The following is a 17,446-nucleotide window of genomic DNA, read 5'->3' as shown; positions in this document are numbered from 1 at the left end:
GGTATTAATTATGTGACCAACAACATACAATCGAATATTATGATTAAGTATATACGTAATCGAAAACTTGGTTAATCTTCCAGATTGGTATTATTTTATGCACAAGAAAGCAGAGATTTGGCTTATATGACCCTTAAAATACTAGACACTAGGATAAGTGGTAGATTAGAAGGGCGTTGAAAGGTTAGATGATAGCTTTGCAGTGTGTTCCTGTTAACTTGTTGTTTGTGTTATCTGCTTTGATTTCATTCCGAAAAGAAACCTTAGAAGAGCAGCTTGCTTGATGACAAGCTCGTAAAGTAAAGCACATATAATGAATGTGCCACAGCATATGACTAGAAATGCCATCACTCCAGGTAACTTCCAACCAATAACATAATAGCCGAACACGATTATTATCGTCTGATGCAGAATGAAAAATGGGTACACGGCCTGATTGCAATATTGTAAAGCCCGATTACTGAAATTAAGGTGCCTTCTTGAAAAACCAATAATGAGTGCGATCCATGACCACTTGACAATTAATCGTATCAGATCCCAAGCGAGGCTTTTGTCAACGATGAAGTCTTCGGCGGGTAGGTTATAGATAAGCAGAAGTACACCATAGCTTGCTAACCCTAAGGCTAAGGTTCGATATCGATTTTCTTCAAAAGATGGCCATATAAGTGGCATTCGAACAAAGAAGAGTCCCAGTATCACCGCAAAAAGAAAGAGGCTATGACCGTACCAGTCGTTATGAAATGCATGGGTTATCTTGTGTTCATTGAATAAGAGATATATCGATAGGTAAATGACGATAGGAACATAAATAATACGCCTCTTTTTTGACAGCCAGCGCTCAATCGTGGCAAGAAAAGCCTTTCCTGTTGTGCTGTTGATAAATTTCATCAGGGGAAGAAGTACAAGGGTGTAGTGAAATAGATAGAGCACGTACCACATATGATTGTAGGTAGGAAAGGGGGCCTCCATGCGCTCATCCCAAGTAAATGTAAAATAAAATGTAGACCAGAACTGCCAAAATGAACCTTCAAACACCCCTTTTTGGATTGCTTCATAATAAGATTGTGGCGCAACGACCACCACGACGGCAAACAGCAACGGAAGATAGAGTTTAATGACGCGTTGCCAAGTAAACGATTTCAGTGGCATCTTGGTGATCATATAGCTCATTGCGACGCCAGACACGATAAACAGTATATCGAGGCGCCAGGTTGAAGTGAGTAACATAATAGATTTTAGCAAGACGCTGTTATAACCACTTTCAATATGAAAACTCCAGTCCACAAACATCATTGCTGTATGATAAAAAATGAGAAAAGCAAAGGCGAACACTCGAACCCAATCGAGAAAGTAGAGCCGTTGACTCGCTGCACCAGTATGTATTCCATCCGACATTATAATTTCCTTAACCGCGTAATTTCTTGCAATCTTTGTGTTAATATCTTGTGATAAATAGTAGCTTCACTTGGGTCAACGAAACATCCAAGAAGGCTGAAACGACAATGGTTAGGGACGAGACGCGGTATAATGAGATGAAAAATCATCAAGAGCCGACTTCAGAAAGGAAAGGTGTGAAATGATGCTTTTAAAAACAATAGAGAAGCGTCCCCAATTATCAATATTTCTGTTTTTTTCGCTCTACATAATCATCAATAACACCATCAATGCGACGTCGATTATCATGGAGGCGCTCCGGAGTGGCGGTGAGTTATCCTTTCCATTTTGGTCTCCTTTTCTTTCGGAGTATTCCAGTGCTGTCGGTTTTATGTTGGCATTGCCTCTGATCGCAGCCTTGTTAAATAAATTTCCATTAACTTGGCTACTTTACAAAAAAAATCTGATTTGGCACTTTTTAGGGTCAATTTTGTTTTCGTTGATCCACGTGTTTTTGATGGTACTGATACGAAAAATTATTTTTTTTACTCAAGGAATACACTATCAATTTGGTGATATGTCCTTGGAGTTATTTTATGAATATCGGAAGGACGCGTGGCTCTACGTGTTTTTTGTATTGTATAGCTACAGTTTCAATTTCGTGATCAGTCGAATGATTGGTGAGGCCAAACTGGTGGATGAAGGTGAAGATGAACCAGTACAGCAATCTATAGATAGACTGTTAATTAGAAAGCTTGGAAAGGAATTTATAGTTAAGATTGATGATATAGAGTGGTTAGAGTCATCCGGAAACTATGTCAACTTGCATATAAAAGAGCGGGTCTATCCTATCCGTGCCACATTAGGCGGCCTAATAGAACAGATTTCAGACAGAGGTTTTTGTAGAATACACCGTTCATACGGAATCAACCTAGACGAAGTAGAGTCTATCACCCCTCAGCCAAGTGGTGATGCAGAGATCAAACTTAAAAACGGTAAGCTCTTAAATCTCTCTCGACACTACAAAGACAGCTTTAGAATGAAATTGGGTTAAAGAAATAGAACCTAAAAACATTGAGCTGGTCATTTTTTATTAATGAAAGTAACAACCCTCAACACCATCACCTAACGTATTCATATAAGTCGTTTCGCGGCGATATGCAATTCATCACAGTTATATGTACGTTTGTTAACCAAACAAATCGATATATCCATTATTTATATAATTCGGTGAGATATGTAGCAGAAATGAGCCGTTATTCAAATTAATATGCTTATTATATATTACTCACTGCGCCTTGTTGCATATAAATTAAAATTGGATTTAGAATCATGAAGTTTAACTACAAGATTGTGGCGGCATCATCGTTAATGTTGTTTGTGTCGGTTTCGTTTTTGACTATAGAGCAGCTATATACTGTTAAGAGTCACATTGACTCTCAGATCGATAGAAATATTAAAGAGATGTTGAGTAGCGTAAAAAATTACACATTCTCTGAGTTACAGGCTCAAAAAAATGTCGCAAAAGCGGTGAGCGAATTTGTGGAGTTTTCTGCAGAAGATTACCAACATGCTCAGAAAGTAGTTGAAAGCCCGCAAGTTAAGACGTCTTTTCTTGCCGCAGGTGTCGGGTACGAATCAAATGGTAAGATGCTTGAAAATGTGGACACGTGGGAGGCGGGCGACGATTTCGACCCTCGAACTCGCCCTTGGTACAAACAATCTAAGCAGGCACAGAAAATTATCTTAACTCAGCCTTATTTGAATGATTCAACCAATGAAATAAACGTATCTATAGGCAGCCCTTTACATCAAAAAGGACGCTATATAGGGAGTATGTTTTTTGATGTCTCACTGACTAATCTATCGGAAGCGGTGAATCAATTTAATACATTTGATGCGGGTTATATATTTATTGTGACTGAGTCGGGCAGCACTATTGCTCATCCAAATAACACATTTAATGGCGTCAATATTTCCGATTACTTGCCGAATATTAATATTCGAGATGGTGCGCAAGAAACAGAGCTGGCAGGTAAAAACCTGCAGGTTACGTTTATGCAAATACCCGGAGAAAACTGGTATGTTGGCGCGGTTGTAGATGAAGAACTGGCTTATTCTGCACTCAATAGCCTGCGAAATAAGTCAATCTTATTTAGCGTCATTGCGCTGGTACTTAGTATTTTTGCTTTGACTTACTGGATTCGATATCTACTGCGCCCTCTGGCAAATTTTAATGACGCTATTCACGGTATTGCTACTGGACACGGAGATCTAACTCAACGTCTAGATACCAACACCGACGAAGAGTTTTCTCTATTAGCGAAAAGTTTTAATACCTTCGTCAGTAAACTTCAGGACCAACTAAAACAGTCAAAGACACTCGGCACCAGTATTAAAGAAGGGACTGAGATGACAGCCGAAGGTGCGAAACAATCGGCACAAGCAATGGGTACACAGCTAAAAGAGTTAGAGCAACTTGCCACCGCTATGCATGAAATGTCGGTCACTTCTACAGAAGTCGCCAACAATGCTAATCAAGCCGCGACATCAGTTAAAGAGGCAGAGCAAGCAACCAGTAACGGATCAGACATGGTGAGTGATACGGCAAACACAATAGAAAATCTATCGAGTAAAATTGAGTATGCCGTTGAAGAAGTAAAAGCGCTGACCATTGCATCTAATAACATTGAGTCTATTTTAAAAGTCATCAACGATATTGCAGACCAAACAAACCTATTGGCTTTGAATGCTGCTATTGAAGCTGCACGTGCTGGAGATTCAGGTCGAGGTTTTGCTGTGGTCGCTGATGAAGTTAGAAATCTGGCTCAAAAAACGCAGAAATCGACAACAGAAATAAAGGGCATGATAGAACAGTTGCAAAGCGGTGCTAAATCCGTTTCTGAAGCAATGAATCAAAGTCAACTTGAAGCGGATCAAGCCGTTAAACAAGCGACAGGCGCAAACTCGGCCCTAGGTGATATTCAGGCACTCATTCTAACCATCAGTGATATGAATACTCAGATTGCATCAGCAGCGGAAGAACAAAGCTTGGTGTCGGAAGAGGTGAACGCGAATACTCTAAATATCAAATCTCTTTCTGAGCAAGTTGCCGAGGCCGCGGGTAATGCTAATTTGGCAATGAAAACCCAAATAAAAAATGTAAATGATCAAGACGTATTACTCAATAGCTTTAAGGTGTAGCTAGTCGACCTGTTGTATCTTTATGTAGTGATGTAGGACTCATGTTTACCGCAGAGTCCTACATTTCATACCTTTTTGAAAGGGGGAGGTTTCAGGGTTTATTTTATTTAAAGATAGTACAAATAAAGGCCTCAAGCTCATATTGTGAACCAAAGTAACGAGGCACTGGATATGGACTGACGTACACCTCTTTAATAATATTCGCACTCATGGCTTTTATGTCTGATTGTTGAATCATATTGGGTTCAACTCTAATATTAAGTATTTCACAAAGCGCTATAACGCTGTCCACTAATTTATTTGCCTTTTCTAAGTTACTGCCCTCAGTGATACCAATTGCTTCTGCCATCTCGGCCATTCTCTTTGTTGCAGTTGGTACATAAAACTTCAACACATGTGGAAGCACTAAGGCGTTGGCAAGTCCGTGGGGCATCTTATAGTACGCCCCGAGTTGATGTGCGATACCATGAGCCCAACCAACACTCGTTTGAGTAAAGGTTATGCCAGCATTATGAGAGGCTTGAGCCATCTTTAAACGATTTTCTAATGATGTGGACCCTTCCCCATAACATTGAGGTAGGTAGGCAAAAATATCCCGAATCGTGTCTAGATTTATTTTGTCTAGATCCGGTGTTGAAAACAAACTTAGATAGGATTCCATGGCATGAGTGAGCGCGTCGATTCCTGTCGTTGCGGTAATAGCAGGGGGCAAGCCAATCATTAACCTAGGGTCTAACACGGCAAGGTCGGGAACAATCTTCATACTGATGACTTGTTTCTTCTGATGATCAATTTCATCTGTGACGACAGAAACAATCGTGGTTTCTGACCCTGTTCCTGCGGTCGTCGGGATGGCGACAAAATAGGCGCCTTTGCGTCTTATCCTAAATAGGCCAACCGTTTTTCTTGGCAGAGTGTTATTTAATGCGCAGGTATTAATGACTTTAGCCGCGTCGATAGAAGACCCTCCACCAATCGCAATTACGGCGTCAAAGTTGTGGCTCTTGCACGCTTCAATGCCTTTACTAATGACAACAAAATCAGGGTCGGGAACGACGCCATCAAATATCGCATAATTAATTGAAGCCGTATTCAATGCGTCTACTAAGATCTGAAAAGCTGGCAGCGTACTAAATACGCTATCGGTAATCACGACGGGACGTTGAATTCCTTCCATTTGCAATTGTTCAACCATATTCGTCACCGCCGAGTGGTTTGCGATAATGGTTGGTGTTGGAAAAGAAAGACGATTGGTAATGGGTTTCATAAGCTTCGCATAGCCTGAAAAAACATGTTTTTTTAATGTGAAATGGCAGCGTTGAATATTCATCAAATGACCTCTATATACTCTCGAAATGGCATCCTACCATCTATCTATAACTTGCTATAGGACGTTGCAATGACCGTTTTAAAGATGTAGTCATACGACACCTCGATACCAACGAGCGGGGTGTCGTCCATCGTAGATTTAATCATTAAGAATGCCTACTCGAAGTGAATCAGTAAAGAATAGGTGATCAAATAGCAATACGCTAAAGTCTGCCTGTTTATAAGACAATTTAGTTGCACTTATTTATTGGTGGCATGACAGTCGGTGAGTTCTCTGATGTTTTCGAAATATAAAAAATAAGCCCCAATTGTAGGGCTTATTCTTAGGCAGTGGAATTCAAGACAGTTTGTTCATTTACTCAGCGGTGTCTACGGTACCGGAAACCTTAGTTTGGTCGATGCCAATCAGGCGGTTTAAGACACCCAGTACAGACGTAGTATCGGAAGGGGTTGATTGAACCGTAACGACCTCGGCATTTTCTGGTACAAGTTCCATCGCGCGCTCTTGAGTGTCACCGCCAGGAAACTGAAGAAATAGAAAGTTAACACTTTCTGCATGTGAATCGAAAGCTTGGTCTGTTTGGCGCACACCCGAACAAGCCGAAAGACTTAAGACAGCGAAGGTAAGAAAGATAATTTTTTTCATTTTAGATCCATTAATAGTGGTGGTAGTTGGTATACATAGCGCAGTAAAAGTGGTTACAAAAGTGAACGTCAAACTACGTGTTTACAAAGACAAGGCTTGTTTTGCTTTGCTTTGGGTACTTTATAAATCAATGCTGGTGAATGACCAGTGAATGACCAGTAGAAAATCAGTGTTACCTCAGTCGGTATATTGGATATTATTCGAGTGTGGATATTGGCCATCGGGCCAATGATAGGTCGGATATACGTAGTTGGGTGACTCAAAAAGGGTGACGATAGCTGGTAGTTTCTGCTTAAGTTCTTGTCGTGTTCTGAGGCGCATCTCATCGTGTTCTACATCTCGTGTTGAACCAAGATAGGAAGCAGAGGCAAGATAGACAAATTCTGTGACTTTACAGTTGGCGTCACAGGTAGGGTCGCCGTAAAAATAAAAATCATTCTCTTCTGCTGACATCCAGATCTTATAGAGTTCGCTGTTCTTTTCTGGCGCATCACCGAATATGGAAGGAAAGCGTTTTTGCCACCCGGATGCCATGATGAGGTGATGAATTTCTTCTTGAGATGCATCGCGTCGGCTGCCGGTTGGGTTTGTCTCAGAGGCACTTAAATCCTGAAGTTGATAGCCGTCTAGGTCATTCATTACATCAGAAATAGCCGACGAAGATAGGCCGTCTGCCGACATCAGAAGGACAGGTTTGCTCGCTTGCATCGTCGTGAGTAAACGCGGCTCGTCAACATAACCGTCTTCATCATTATCTAGCCACTCTGCGGTCACGTTGGCTGCGTGAGTAAATTTCTCCATCGGTACTCCCTTTGTTCCGCACAGTAAGAAAGTGTCGAACACCAGCGCTGACTTATCAAACATAGCGGATTGACACAAAGGTGCGGGGTCTGTCTGAGCTTGAAATTCCTCAGGTTGTATACGTTGGCAGCCCGTAAGGCCAAGTGCCATGCTCGACAAAACGATGCCGCTCTTGATGATTCTATTCATTTGATACCTTCGTTCTGTAAGGACGTGTTCGAGACGCAATCATGGGCGGTATGCCACTATTTTGCGTGTAAATAGTGTTCCAAGCCTGGCTGATTTCTTGCGCTTTAATCACACCTCGGTGACTGGTGGCGGAGATAAAGACAGCTTTGTTGAGACAGCACTAGCCGAACAAGGGCTCCGTCGCCGAATTCAATTTACTGTCCCGTTCTTTACATCTGCGCTAACGGCAATCTGTCGTTCCGATATGTTGCTTGTTATCCCTGAGCACATTGCTATAAGCATGCAACAATCTTTTTCAATCAAGTATTTTCCTTTGCCTATTGAAGCGCCAAAACAAAAATATTGGCTGATATGGCACCCAAAATACGACAATGATCCTTCTCACAAGTGGTTAAGGGAAACGGTATTGAGTGTCATGCGAAGTTCTATGTGTTTAATGGCGATGGTCAGCATGGAATAGCCGAGAAGGGGAGAGTTTCATCGGCGATTACGCCAAACCTATGCTCAACATAAGTCTGGCGATTGGTGCTTATTATTATTTAATGTTATCCATCATGTACTGACCAACTTGGGAGTGGTGCGTTATCTGAGAGAATGGCTTTATTTCTTTCATAGGGCCCCAAGCAATCACCCCGACGGGTGTAGAGGTATGTGTACCAGTACCCCAGACAATGTTTTGCTGCTCTGCCAGTGCCCGTCCCATAAGATCCCACCGAATTTCATCGCCGTATACATAGAATGATTGGAAGTCATGTATAGCAGGCAGAGTATCCGCGCTTAAGTATGAATGCCCTGGTGTCTTATATGGATTGGGTACATCCGTTAAGATAGCTGTCGCTTGTTCAAGAGTAATTGGAAAATCGGTATGGTCATTCATGATGTCACGAAATGCCTCAGGCGTTTGCATCGACTTATCAAGATCGTAGAATTCAGACGTCATATCATCGAAGCTCATAGATTGAGCGTAGAGCCTATCTAACAACGATTTGTCTCCAAAGTTGAAGTTTGGTTTGTACTCGCGATCAGCAAACCCAGAACCGGGCAGCTTTTTAGCTTTAGGTAAGTTTGCGGCTGAATAACTGAATCCAAATGAACCCGTTTCATGATCCGCTGTGATGACAACCATGGTATCTGTGCGATTTTGAACCCAATCGTAGACATACTCGATAGCGTCATCAAATTTCAAGAGGTCATGCAGCATAGTACCCGCATCATTGTTATGACCCGCCCAGTCAATCTGACCACCTTCAATCATTAAGAAAAATCCATCTTCATCTTGGCTCAAAACATCAAGCGCTTTCATCGTCATTTCTTTCAACGTTGGTTGTGTACGTTTAGGGTCATCTTTCGTCGCGGTATAGCGAATGCCGTTATACATACCAGAGTAGGCGAACAACCCGAGTAATTTACTATCGCTAGTGGTTGCGGCTAATTGGTCTTTGGTAAAAGCGATTTGGTAGCCAGCGTCATGTGCATCAGTAATTAAGTTTTTGCTGTCCTTACGTTTTGATTTTATTTTTACTGCACCGTCAGTCATTTCGACAAATTCGTCATAAATTTTCCCTTTGTCATTCACTTCTTTTGGCAGCCAATGGCGTATGCCACCTGAAAGCATGACATCGACACCTGAAGCTAACATCTCTGCCGCAATAGTGTTTTCTAGTGAACGGTGCGGTTGATGGGCAGCAAAAGAGGCTGGCGTCGCGTGGGTGATGCGAGTATCAGAGACAAGACCCGTCGCTTTGCCTAAACGCTTCGCTTTTTCAAGTATGGTTTCCGCAGGATTCCCCTTTGCATCAAGGCCAATAACCTCAGAAGGTGCAAATTGACCAATAGCTAATTGAGTAGCAGAACAAGCGGAGTCTACGACGATAGAATCATCGGGGTGTACCAATGACATGCCAACGAGCCCTTCTTCAGCAAACTTACTGATCGCAGTTGATTTGCCATTATATATAGAGCTTGGCGCTTCACGAGCGTATAACTCTAGTAGGCCAACCTGCTGTGGTCCCATACCATCACCGATCATTAAAATGAGATTTTTAACCTCTGCTTGGCAAACAGGCGCCACCAAGGTGAGACTCATCGTTATAGCCAGTACTGTCTTGTCAAATTTCATGAATTTTCCTCGAAGTTGCTAAATAATGATTATGTAACTCTTCCAATATTGTCGAACGGTAAAAACTGCATCTATGGTTAATAAATAACCTGATATCGCTCGAATAGTAGACTACGTATTGGGTCGTATATGTGATGCTCATCTTGTTGTTCGACGATATTCATAGGGCCACGTTTTTATGTTAAGTATTGTGAACTGAGATCTCGTTAAGGGTGGGAAAGGGAATTCTCGCTAAATATGCCCATCATTCCCTGTTTTTTGTGACTGCATACAGTGAATTAACATACACTGAGTTGCGTATTCTACTAACCTTATAGATAAGCCACGAAAGGCGGATATAACAATTATAAGGACAGAATATGAGCAACCCAATTGTCGAAAACAACAAACCTATCAACGTCGAATTGACGAAAGATCAAGAGTATTATTTTTGCACCTGTGGTCGCTCAGGGAATCAGCCCTATTGTGATGGCTCCCATGCAGGGTCAGGTTTTAAGCCTAAAAGCTTCATTGCGAACGAAAGTGGCGGGGCCTATCTTTGTCGCTGTAAACACACCGCTAATCCACCCTATTGTGATGGATCTCATAAACAGTTCTCTAGTGAACAAGTTGGGCAGGAAGGACCCGGTGTTCAGATACAGCCGGCAGGTACTATGCCGGTCGCTGCAGCCACCAAAGAAGAACCGACGGTCGAATTTATCCATCAATTGGCACGAGAAGGCCTCTCCAAAATGGGACATCACGGTCCCATGACGTCGATGGGTGTACCAAGGAATGAACTCCCTCATTGGGATGACCTACAGATTATGGTTGCACAGATGGCGACCAAGCCGTTGCTAGAGGATGTTCCAGTGAGCACTCAATTGGTTATCGGTCCCAATGCCAAAAAGCCACTGACACTAAATATTCCCCTGTTTGTATCCGATATGAGCTTTGGCGCGCTGTCGGAAGAAGCAAAGGTTTCATTAGCGACCGGAGCCGAGTTGGCCGGAACAGGAATATGCTCGGGAGAGGGAGGAATGTTGCCGGAAGAACAGGCCGCAAACTCACGTTACTTCTATGAGTTCGCGAGCGCTGGGTTTGGATATGATGAATCCAAGTTAATCAATGTGCAGGCGTTTCATTTTAAAGGCGGCCAAGGTGCGAAGACAGGGACAGGTGGTCACTTGCCGGGCAATAAAAATATCGGGAAAATTGCCGAAGTTAGGGGGATAGAAGCAGGGACTGCTGCCATATCACCGCCCACCTTTAAGAATCTTCATACCGCAGAAGATTTTAAAAAGTTTGCAGACAGAGTTCGTGAAGTGACCGGTGGTATTCCAATTGGCTTTAAACTCAGTGCCAACCATATTGAAAGTGATATCCAGTTTGCGCTGGATGCCAGTGCCGATTATATCATCCTTGATGGGCGTGGTGGGGGTACGGGCGCGGCACCAGAGATGTTTAGGGACCATATTAGTGTGCCAACCATTCCGGCATTAGCACGAGCGCGTGCTTACCTAGATAAACAAGGCGTGAGTGGAGAAGTGACCTTGATAGTCACGGGCGGACTTCGTGTTCCAATGGATTTTGTGAAAGCAATGGCATTAGGAGCCGATGGGGTGGCTATATCCAATAGTGCTATGCAATCCATTGGCTGTGTTGCGGCTCGGATGTGTAACACCAACAATTGTCCTGCTGGTATTGCGACTCAAAAGGCCGACCTACGCCAAAGGTTGAATGTTAGCAAAGCGTCGGTGCAGTTGAAGAACTTCTTTGAAGCCTCGGTCGAGTTGATGCAGGTGATGTCTAGAGCTTGTGGGCATGATGCGCTAAACAAGTTTAACAAAAATGATCTGGCGACTTGGAAGAAAGAGATGGCGCAATTGTCGGGTGTGAAGTATTCAGGAGTGAGTAAGATGTAGAACAGGAAAACGATTACCTTGTTCGTCACCCCCACTTTGTTACAGGAAGCGTTAATTGATGAAGTGGGGGACGTGATGGCACGGATAAATGACTTGTCAGTAACCATTATTAGAACCAGTTCTTTTTCTTGAATATCCAAACTTGAATAATGACGACGCCAATAAGCAATAAATTAAATATGGCAAAAGAATCGCTGCTTTCTGCGCCGGGAATCCCGCCTACATTGACTCCGAACAATCCAGTAAGAAAACCGAGAGGTAAGAAAATAGCGGCAACAATCGAAAGAACATACATGCGATTGTTCATCTGTTCTGCAAGACGATTACTGAGTTCTTCTTGGCTAACAGTAGCGCGGTCTTTAATTGAATCTAAATCTTCTATGTAGCGAACTAAGTGATCTAACGTTTCACGTAGTTGAATTTTATCTTCAACAGAAAACAGAGTAATTTTGTCACTTAATAACTGAATCATAGCTTCTTTTTGTGGCGACAGGTAACGTCTTAACGAGATGATCTGTCGGCGTAAGATCGAAAGTTCATTACGCAGACTATAGTTAGTTGACGTGAGGATTGCCTCTTCAATACTGGCTATCTTTTCCTCAATGTCGTTGATTGTGTCACTCATTCTTGAAATCAATTTTTCAGTTAGCTCTATGACAAAACGAGATGGTGAACTTGGCCCATTTCCTTGACTGAAATCATTTGCAATATCTAGCGTCGAAAGTAGTTTTCGACATCTTGTACTGATTACTTTGTCATTTGTGACCCACAGGCGGATAGAAACCATATCTTCGGGGTCACTACCAGCCGCTAAGTTGACCCCTCTTAATGAAATCAGTAACCCGTCATCGAGCTTCGTTGCTCTAGGGCGAGTCTCTTCATTTAATAGAGCATCAATGACAGTAGGGTTAAGTTTACTGTGATTTCTCAACCATAGAATCGTGGAAGGAAGCGTGTAATCAAAATGGAGCCAGTGCGACCTATAAGTATCTAGCTCAGCCGTATTTTTAATTTTCTTCGTCAAGCCACTCTTGTCGAAGTAGAACCCATATAGGATGTCAGAAACTTGCATCATGAACCTCTTTCGGTTTTCTTTTCGCTACTTAGCGCAGAATTACTTTAAATCATAGTTTGGAGTGATGAACAAACATACAATTAATTCACTGAATGAGTGAAATTGAAGCTTAGGGTTGGCTTCTCATGGATGGAGAAAAAAGATGAAACGAGCAATATTATTGATCGGGGTTTTGGCCTGCACCTCAGTGAATTCAAAGCCACAAGGTCTCACCTGTTCTGAAGCCGCCGATAAAGCGAAAAAAACAGAATCTATTTCGGGCCAATCTTCAGTCACTTATGAGAATTTTTTGCGCCCAATTCATCATTCTGATCGCTCTCACTCGTTAAAATCTGTCGCGCTAGCAGAGACGACATTTTATAACTACCCGTCTTCCGACATCGCGAGCTACGAATATACATTGGAAATGTTGGCTGCGGTGTTAGAAAACGTAAACAATTACATTGATAATGGCGATAGTACGATCAAATTTACGCGTGAAATGGCCGACTCAGTGTATCAGATGGGTATTAGCGAGTTTCCGAAATTTAGCTATGAGCAAATGGAGCAAGGGATAGCATTGTCTGCTCGTCACGCGAAAGAAATAAAGGTTAAGAGCAATTTTTATTATGAAGAGCTCTCAAATCAAATGACCAATTTTATGGCAAAAATAATTAGAAATGATAAAACAGGGTTAAGCATGGTTTTCTTATGGGCTGAGAGTTGTAATGTTGACGCGGATCCAATCAGTGCCGTTTATCCCGTCAATAATCAGAATGTGAAGTTCCGTAAAATGTGTATAGAGGGGGGAAGCATAAACACTATCGCTATCACACCAATGACTCAAAATGGGCTAGATTTTGTCGTTTCAGAATTCAAAAAAAGAAGATGGGTTGAGATTCCTGTGAAGGTTGAATATGACAATCGCCGTTACCCCGTTAAGTTTTGGGCAAATGGTTTTACCAAAACATGGAACGCCGCCGGTGGTGATGCGTTATAGGTTAGCTTGCAAAAGAAGGTCAAAGATGAAAGTAATTACGAACGTAATTTGTTGATATAAAATGAACGAAGTACGCATCGCTAGCGTTTCTCAACCTAATGCATCCTACGTTCACTTCCTTTTCTTTCTACAACCTATTGATAAATATCGTTTTAAATCAATTTTTATCAACATGGTGTAATTTCATAATTGATTCAAAATGACCCTCTAGTTTTATCCTCACCTATTTCCTCCAGTTTTAACGCATTTATACTTAACTAAGATTAATAAACAGCGTGAGGTATTAGCAATTACTTGCTCCAACGACAGCATAGAATTCCCTACATCAGATTAAAAATAAAAAGATTCTGCTTTGAGGTTTATGTATGGAAAGTAAAGCGAGGGTATGGTCAGAAACAGTGGTGTTGCCGACATATCCTACTGGTGCAGTTGATACCAATCCCCTATTTTTGGAAAAAAGAGTGTACCAAGGCTCTTCAGGTGCGGTGTACCCATATGGGGTAATTGATTCAATCAATGATGAATTGATAGACAAAGAATACAACGCAATCTTCCTTGAAAATGACTATATCAAGGTCATGTTGTTGCCAGAACTAGGGGGTCGAATTCATAAGGCCTACGACAAGGTTCGCGACAGAGATTTTGTTTACTGTAACGATGTTATTAAGCCTGCACTAGTCGGCTTGATAGGGCCTTGGATTTCAGGAGGAATAGAGTTTAATTGGCCTCAGCATCACCGACCAACCACCTATATGCCAGTGGATGTAAATATTCGAACTCACGATGATGGTAGTGCAGAGGTTTGGCTTGGGGAAGTCGAGCATATGTATGGTCTGCAAATCAGTGCAGGCTTTAAACTTTATCCAAACAAAGCGCTCATAGAGATAACCGGTAAGGTCTATAACGGAAACCCAACACCACGTCAGTTTCTTTGGTGGTCTAATCCTGCCGTTAAAGGTGGAGAGGATCATCAGAGTATATTCCCACCAGACGTAACCGCGGTCTACGACCACGGAAAGAGAGACGTGAGTGAGTTCCCGATAGCAAAAGGCACATATTACAAAGTGGACTATTCCCCTGGTACAGATATTTCTCGGTATAACAACCTACCTGTTCCAACATCTTATATGGCGGCGGGTTCTGATTACGATTTTGTTGGAGCCTATAGTCATAATGAAGCTGGGGGACTACTCCATATCGCCAATCACCATATCTCTCCAGGAAAAAAACAGTGGACATGGGGAGACTGTGATTTTGGGTTAGCGTGGGACAAAAACCTCACAGATACCGGTGGTCCGTATATCGAACTAATGACGGGTGTCTTCACCGATAACCAACCGGACTTTACATGGATCGACTCAAATGAAGAAAAAGTCTTCGTGCAGAATTTCCTGCCATACAGCCAATTAGGGTCGGTACATCAAGCCAATACAGATCTCGCGCTGAAACTACATAGAGAAGATAGAGAAATAGAATGGGGTATCTATGCAATATCCCAAATAGAGAATTGTTCAGTCGTCATTAAGTCCAGCAATACCGTTCTCGTTGACGAGATATTCTCTTTTGAACCTTGTCAGGTACATTTGGAAACCATTGAATACTCAAGCAATGAAAAGCTAACGATTGTTGTCACCACCCAAAACGGTCAAAAAGTACTTTCGTACACAGAGCTCGATGCGGCTGAAGAAGCTATCCCTGAACCAGCGCAACCCCCTTTGGCTCCGCAAAACGTGTCATCGATTGAAGAGCTTTATTTGATAGGTCAACATTTAGAACAGTATCATCATGCTAGTGGTCAATCAGAAGATTATTACCAAGAAGCTCTGCATCGAGACCCACTGGATTATCGCTGCAACCTTGCGTTGGCGAATAGAGAGTACGAACGGTGTGACTACGATAATTCATTAGCACTATTAAACAACGCGCTAGATCGAGCCCATCGATATAACAAAAACCCGGCTTGTGGTCGCGCCAGTTTTCTTCGAGGTTGTGTTCACGAAAAAATGGGGCAACTCGAATTGGCCTATCAGGATTACTATAAATCCACTTGGAGTGGTAACTGTGGTGATATCGGATTTATGGGGGCGAGTCGCCTATCATTTATTCAGCACCGATACACCGATGCGCTAGAAGAAATAAATCGCTCACTAGAGCTTAATCGCACCAGCTATCACGCGGCTTTTATCAAGGCTGTGATTCTAGATAAATTGGATAAAACCGACGAGGCTAAGTGCTTCATTGATATGGCAATTCAACAGTTCCCACTTGGCTATGCGTTGTTTTTTGAGAAGTATCGAATTACAAGTTCGGATGAATCGAAGCAAATATTCTCGACTTTGTGCCAAAGAAGGCAAGCTAATGCCATCCACGTTAGTGGCTTATATCAATCACTTGGCTTAATGGCGTGTGCAATCAGAGCGATTGATCTGATCGACGCCAGCGGCGCCAATTCTTTGCTCATTAAAACAGCATTAGACGGCGAAATGGATGAGCATTTATTGACCAAAGCCGAACAAGAGTTTAGTCAAAACGTACTTTTCCCTAATACACAAATAGAGTGGTATGCACTGACAAAATTAGCTGGGAATCCTTTTGTTGATTATCAACTAGGGTGTTTCTATTACGCCAAAAAGTCTTACGAAAAAGCGGTGCTACTTTGGAAGAATGCGTTAACTATTAGGCCTGATTTTAAAGAATGTCACCGCAATCTATCTGTTTACTATGCAAATAAAAAACAAGATCTAGAACGTGCGCTCTGCCATATGTCTTATGCGTGGGAGCTTGACTCTCAAGACGCCAGAGTGCTCTTCGAACTAGATCATTTAAGCAAGCTGATAGGGCGCTCACCTGAAGATAGACTCGACATGCTGAATAAGCACCAGAGTATTGTGCTAAAGCGGGATGACTTAAGTGCCGAGTGGATAGCACTGCTTAATATTTCTGGGAATCAAGCCAGAGCACTAGACGTGCTAGAAAGCAAAGTATTCCATCCATGGGAAGGTGGTGAAGGTCGAATCACAGGACAATACATCAATGCATTATTACGCCAAACGGAAAAACTCGTAACGGACGGAAAGTACACCAACGCAAAGCAACAATTGGTTAAATCTCTAACCTATCCAGACAATTTAAGCGAAGGGCGTCTAGTGGGGCAAAGCGACAACGACATCTATTTCATGCTCGGTTGCCTTGCAGAAATACGTGGTAATGCTCAAGAGGCACAACAGTATTGGCAAAAGGCGACGCTTGGCTCCAGTGAGTTAACAGAAAGTCGCTATTACAATGACCAACCCGCTGATTACCTGTTCTTCCAAGCACTGGCTCTTGCTAAATTAGGAGAAAAAGACCGTGCACTGAAGCGTTTTACTGTAATGAGAAATTGGGCAAACGATCATCTATCTCAAGATGTTTACGAAGACTTCTTCGCGGTCTCGCTTCCTGAGCTGAATGTATTTGATAGGGATATCATTCAAAATCATCAGGTGCATTGTCGGTTTATTCGATACCTCTCTTCGCTTGGAGAAGGTTTGTTATTGGACACTGGGATCACGCCATCGACACAGGATAAAGCGGCCTTGCTTAAATTGGAGCCGGGGCATGGCAAGACCCGCTTGATTGATTCACTTTTGCCACTGCTAACAACGTTTTTTGAACATCCACCACATTAATACTAAACATAGATTACTTAATAGCGTGATTAAACATCAGAATATATACAGAGTAGTGCATTACCATTAATTTAAATAATAACGGTACTTTACAAACATAAAGCAAAATGCGAAACGCTGAATCCTTAACGTGATAAGGCGCGTTTATAGTCCAACGC

At 42.3% G+C, this 17,446-nt stretch carries 12 protein-coding genes; 6 read left to right on the top strand and 6 right to left on the bottom strand.

Annotated elements, in window-relative coordinates; genetic code table 11:
- Window positions 1-213: 213 nt before the first annotated feature.
- On the bottom strand, window positions 214-1,395 hold the full coding sequence (locus IUZ65_RS10050; RefSeq protein ID WP_195703595.1) for an acyltransferase family protein: 1,182 nt from the start codon (window positions 1,393-1,395) through the stop codon (window positions 214-216).
- A gap of 181 nt (window positions 1,396-1,576) precedes the next feature.
- On the opposite strand from IUZ65_RS10050, the gene IUZ65_RS10045 reads away from it, so the two are divergent.
- Together IUZ65_RS10045 and IUZ65_RS10040 are read left to right on the top strand one after the other, a co-directional pair.
- Window positions 1,577-2,428, top strand: a complete 852-nt coding sequence (locus IUZ65_RS10045; protein WP_195703594.1) for a LytR/AlgR family response regulator transcription factor — start codon at window positions 1,577-1,579, stop codon at window positions 2,426-2,428.
- 278 nt (window positions 2,429-2,706) lie between these two features.
- Complete coding sequence (locus tag IUZ65_RS10040) at window positions 2,707-4,578, top strand: methyl-accepting chemotaxis protein (protein WP_195703593.1); 1,872 nt, start codon at window positions 2,707-2,709, stop codon at window positions 4,576-4,578.
- A gap of 103 nt (window positions 4,579-4,681) precedes the next feature.
- Here IUZ65_RS10040 and IUZ65_RS10035 read toward each other — a convergent pair whose 3' ends face one another.
- The 3 genes from IUZ65_RS10035 to IUZ65_RS10025 all read right to left on the bottom strand — a co-directional run bounded on the left by IUZ65_RS10035 (window position 4,682) and on the right by IUZ65_RS10025 (window position 7,543).
- Entirely contained in the window at window positions 4,682-5,908 is a 1,227-nt protein-coding gene (locus tag IUZ65_RS10035; RefSeq protein WP_195703592.1) for an iron-containing alcohol dehydrogenase, read from the bottom strand.
- Window positions 5,909-6,262: 354 nt separating this feature from the next.
- On the bottom strand, window positions 6,263-6,553 hold the full coding sequence (locus IUZ65_RS10030) for a membrane lipoprotein lipid attachment site-containing protein (protein WP_195703591.1): 291 nt from the start codon (window positions 6,551-6,553) through the stop codon (window positions 6,263-6,265).
- A gap of 177 nt (window positions 6,554-6,730) precedes the next feature.
- Window positions 6,731-7,543, bottom strand: a complete 813-nt coding sequence (locus tag IUZ65_RS10025) for a hypothetical protein (protein ID WP_195703590.1) — start codon at window positions 7,541-7,543, stop codon at window positions 6,731-6,733.
- A gap of 97 nt (window positions 7,544-7,640) precedes the next feature.
- Between IUZ65_RS10025 and IUZ65_RS10020 the strand changes: the two genes are divergently transcribed.
- Window positions 7,641-8,003 carry a LysR substrate-binding domain-containing protein gene (locus IUZ65_RS10020; protein WP_229638037.1) on the top strand — a complete coding sequence of 121 codons (363 nt, stop codon included), beginning with the start codon at window positions 7,641-7,643 and terminating at the stop codon, window positions 8,001-8,003.
- A gap of 75 nt (window positions 8,004-8,078) precedes the next feature.
- Here IUZ65_RS10020 and IUZ65_RS10015 read toward each other — a convergent pair whose 3' ends face one another.
- The gene (locus tag IUZ65_RS10015; protein WP_195703589.1) at window positions 8,079-9,662 is read right to left on the bottom strand and encodes an alkaline phosphatase; all 1,584 of its coding nucleotides are present in this window, start codon (window positions 9,660-9,662) and stop codon (window positions 8,079-8,081) included.
- Window positions 9,663-10,021: 359 nt separating this feature from the next.
- Between IUZ65_RS10015 and IUZ65_RS10010 the strand changes: the two genes are divergently transcribed.
- Entirely contained in the window at window positions 10,022-11,566 is a 1,545-nt protein-coding gene (locus tag IUZ65_RS10010; RefSeq protein ID WP_195703588.1) for a glutamate synthase-related protein, read from the top strand.
- Window positions 11,567-11,675: 109 nt separating this feature from the next.
- Here the strand turns inward: IUZ65_RS10010 and IUZ65_RS10005 are convergent, their stop codons facing one another.
- Entirely contained in the window at window positions 11,676-12,641 is a 966-nt protein-coding gene (locus IUZ65_RS10005; protein ID WP_229638036.1) for a zinc transporter ZntB, read from the bottom strand.
- Window positions 12,642-12,783: 142 nt separating this feature from the next.
- On the opposite strand from IUZ65_RS10005, the gene IUZ65_RS10000 reads away from it, so the two are divergent.
- Window positions 12,784-13,620: a hypothetical protein gene (locus IUZ65_RS10000; RefSeq protein WP_195703587.1), complete on the top strand. Its 837-nt coding sequence runs from the start codon at window positions 12,784-12,786 to the stop codon at window positions 13,618-13,620.
- A 365-nt stretch (window positions 13,621-13,985) separates the two neighbouring features.
- Window positions 13,986-17,288, top strand: a complete 3,303-nt coding sequence (locus IUZ65_RS09995; RefSeq protein WP_195703586.1) for a DUF5107 domain-containing protein — start codon at window positions 13,986-13,988, stop codon at window positions 17,286-17,288.
- The last annotated feature ends 158 nt before the right edge of the window (window positions 17,289-17,446 follow it).

This window comes from Vibrio sp. VB16 (assembly GCF_015594925.2).
Taxonomy (GTDB): Bacteria; Pseudomonadota; Gammaproteobacteria; order Enterobacterales; family Vibrionaceae; genus Vibrio.
Note: the sequence above shows the minus strand (reverse complement) of the source record. Positions and strands in the feature narration are given on the sequence as shown.

Excerpts from the sequence above, each read along its gene's own strand:
- IUZ65_RS10050 (WP_195703595.1), bottom strand. The coding sequence starts at position 1,395 with ATGTCGGATGGAATACATACTGGTGCAGCGAGTCAACGGCTCTACTTT.
- IUZ65_RS10045 (WP_195703594.1), top strand. The coding sequence starts at position 1,577 with ATGATGCTTTTAAAAACAATAGAGAAGCGTCCCCAATTATCAATATTT.
- IUZ65_RS10040 (WP_195703593.1), top strand. The coding sequence starts at position 2,707 with ATGAAGTTTAACTACAAGATTGTGGCGGCATCATCGTTAATGTTGTTT.
- IUZ65_RS10035 (WP_195703592.1), bottom strand. The coding sequence starts at position 5,908 with ATGAATATTCAACGCTGCCATTTCACATTAAAAAAACATGTTTTTTCA.
- IUZ65_RS10030 (WP_195703591.1), bottom strand. The coding sequence starts at position 6,553 with ATGAAAAAAATTATCTTTCTTACCTTCGCTGTCTTAAGTCTTTCGGCT.
- IUZ65_RS10025 (WP_195703590.1), bottom strand. The coding sequence starts at position 7,543 with ATGAATAGAATCATCAAGAGCGGCATCGTTTTGTCGAGCATGGCACTT.
- IUZ65_RS10015 (WP_195703589.1), bottom strand. The coding sequence starts at position 9,662 with ATGAAATTTGACAAGACAGTACTGGCTATAACGATGAGTCTCACCTTG.
- IUZ65_RS10010 (WP_195703588.1), top strand. The coding sequence starts at position 10,022 with ATGAGCAACCCAATTGTCGAAAACAACAAACCTATCAACGTCGAATTG.
- IUZ65_RS10005 (WP_229638036.1), bottom strand. The coding sequence starts at position 12,641 with ATGATGCAAGTTTCTGACATCCTATATGGGTTCTACTTCGACAAGAGT.
- IUZ65_RS10000 (WP_195703587.1), top strand. The coding sequence starts at position 12,784 with ATGAAACGAGCAATATTATTGATCGGGGTTTTGGCCTGCACCTCAGTG.
- IUZ65_RS09995 (WP_195703586.1), top strand. The coding sequence starts at position 13,986 with ATGGAAAGTAAAGCGAGGGTATGGTCAGAAACAGTGGTGTTGCCGACA.